The sequence below is a fragment of the Spirillospora sp. NPDC047418 genome (genome assembly GCF_040643275.1).
Classification (GTDB): Bacteria; Actinomycetota; Actinomycetes; order Streptosporangiales; family Streptosporangiaceae; genus Spirillospora.
In genome coordinates this window covers 1-1,568 of sequence record NZ_JBEYTW010000206.1, presented here as the reverse complement: position 1 = coordinate 1,568, position 1,568 = coordinate 1, and the positions used below count along the sequence as shown (strand labels likewise).

Below are 1,568 nucleotides of genomic sequence, written 5' to 3'. Positions count from 1 at the left end.
CCGACCCCTTCCAGCCAGCGGGCCATGTCCAGGCCGCCGACATCGAGGGGGCGTAGTCCGAGGCTCTGGATGAACGCCGACACCTCGGTCTTGGCCTGTGCGTCGTCTCCGGCGAAGAGCACGTCCAGCGGGCGTCCCTGGGCCAGGACGTGGCCGAAGACGGTGTTGAACGCCTTCACCACGTGCGCGCTCTCGGGGGCTGCGTTGGCGATCTCCTGGGCACCGGAGGTGCCTTCAGGGGTGACGACCCCGGTGGCGTCGGCGTTGAAGGTGTTGGAGATGTCGATGATGAACTTGCCGGCCAGTGCGTCGCCGTACTGGGCGACGACCGGCACGGCGCCGGCGTAGGGCACGGCCAGGACGACGATGTCGCCGACCGGGACGGCGCCGAATGTCCCGGCCGTGGCCCCGCCGCCGAGTGTCGCGGCCAGGTCTTTTGCCTTGGCCGCGTCGCGGCCGATGACCTCGACGGCGTTGCCGCCGGCGACCGCGCGTGCGGCGATGGCGTGGGCCATGCCGCCCAGGCCGATAATGCTGACGTTGCTCATTGGTCTGCCTTTCTTCTGGAACTGAAATGAATAGGACGTTGTGCCTGCTGCCAACCGGTTGTGGGCCTTGTGCCATTCCCGTGGGCGGGCCGGTATCCGATACCTCTTTCAGCCGCTGCGATACCCTGGAGGCATCACCGGACCGGGAGGGTTCATGGACCTGGACCTGCGCAAGGTGCGCTATTTCGTCGCCGTCGCCGGCAGGCTGCACTTCGGCCGCGCCGCCGAGGAGCTGCACATCGCGCAGCCGGTGCTCAGCAGGCAGATCCGCGCGCTGGAAAAGGACCTCGGCACCCCGCTGCTGACCAGGGACAGCCACGGCGTGGCGCTGACCGACGCCGGCCGGCAGCTGCTGGCCGACGCCGGTCCGCTGCTGGCCTCCGCGGACGCGGTCCGCCGCCGGGTGACCGCGGCCGCCCGCGGCGGCCGGCGGCTGGCGGTCGGGTTCCGGACCGGCATCCCGGTCATCCCGGCGGCCCGCGCGTTCGAGGCCCGGCATCCGGACGTGGTCGTGGACGTGCAGCGGATCGAATGGGACGACCAGGCCCCGATGCTGCTCGACGGCCGCATCGACGTCGGCTATGTGCGGCTGCCCATCGACGAGACCGGCCTGCGCGTGGTCCCGCTGTACACCGAACCCCTCATGGTGGTGCTGCCCGCGGGCCACCGGCTGGCCGGCAAGCAGGAGGTCACCGAGGCCGACCTGGCCGGTGAGCCGCTGGTCTGGCACGCCGGCCCGAGCACGCACCCCACCAGGCGCCCGCACCCCGACTCCGGACTCCGGGTCCGCGGCGTGGAGGAGAAACTCGAACACGTCGCGGCCGGCCGCGGCATCTCATTCGTCGGACGCTCCGAAACACTGTTCTACTCACGCCCGGACATCAGCTACGTACCCATCCCGGAACTCGCGCCCGACCAGATATGCCTCGCGATGGCGGCATCACGCACCTCACCGCTCGCCGACGACTTCTTCACCGCGGCCCTGGCGACGGCCGAGACCACCGCAGAATGCGGGAACTA

General features: G+C 70.6%; 2 protein-coding genes. One reads left to right on the top strand and one right to left on the bottom strand.

What is annotated here, in order from left to right:
* Positions 1–548: NADPH-dependent F420 reductase (locus tag ABZ806_RS45045; protein ID WP_500226135.1), on the bottom strand; the 548-nt coding region annotated here is incomplete at its 3' end.
* Positions 549–702: 154 nt separating this feature from the next.
* On the opposite strand from ABZ806_RS45045, the gene ABZ806_RS45040 reads away from it, so the two are divergent.
* A partial coding sequence (locus tag ABZ806_RS45040; protein ID WP_500226133.1) for a LysR family transcriptional regulator occupies positions 703–1,568 on the top strand: 866 nt, incomplete at its 3' end.